The sequence below is a fragment of the Staphylococcus sp. HMSC13A10 genome, from assembly GCF_001808005.1.
In the GTDB taxonomy this organism is placed as follows: domain Bacteria; phylum Bacillota; class Bacilli; order Staphylococcales; family Staphylococcaceae; genus Staphylococcus; species Staphylococcus pasteuri.
This window is the reverse complement of sequence record NZ_KV791852.1, coordinates 1-711: the sequence shown is the minus strand read 5'-3', so window position 1 is coordinate 711 and position 711 is coordinate 1. Positions and strand designations below refer to the sequence as shown.

General features: G+C 26.7%; 1 protein-coding gene. It reads left to right on the top strand.

From position 1 onward, the window contains the following. Positions 1-18: 18 nt before the first annotated feature. On the top strand, positions 19-711 hold a 693-nt coding region (locus HMPREF3125_RS04415; RefSeq protein ID WP_070452182.1), incomplete at its 3' end, for a replication initiation protein.

Below are 711 nucleotides of genomic sequence, written 5' to 3'. Positions count from 1 at the left end.
TGATGGAGTGATAATAAAATGTCTGGTGAAACAGTTGTATACAAAAACGATCTAAACCTCGTCCCATTAAGAAAGTTCACAAGCATAGAAATTAATTTGTTTTTTGCGATGTGTAATAAGTTAAAAGAACAAGACACCTATACGTTACATCTGACTTTTGATGAATTAAAAGAATTAAGTAACTATAATCCTAAAACACGTAATATTAATAGGTTTGTGAAAGATTTGGATGATGTATACAAAAAAATGTTGGAATTGACAATTAAGTATGAAGATGATGACATCATAGAGCGCTTTGTGTTGTTTAATCATTATAGAATTCATAAAAAGGAACAATATTTAGAGATTTCAACATCTCCTAATCTAAAGCATATACTTAATTCAATTACGAATAATTTTACAAAATTTGAACTAGAAGAAATGACGACGCTTAAATCAACGTATTCTAAAAACATGTTTAGAATACTTAAGCAGTTTAAACATACAGGTTATTTAAAAATAAAAATAAATGATTTTAGAGAGCGATTAGATATTCCAACATCGTATAGAATGACCGATATTAATAAGAATGTATTAAAACCTATTATTAACGAACTCAGTTATATTTTTAAAGCGTTAAAGATACATAAAGTTAGAGCAAAGAAGGGACGCAAAATAGAATATCTAGAATTTATATTCGAACCTGAAAATCGTATTTATAATAAAAAGTAC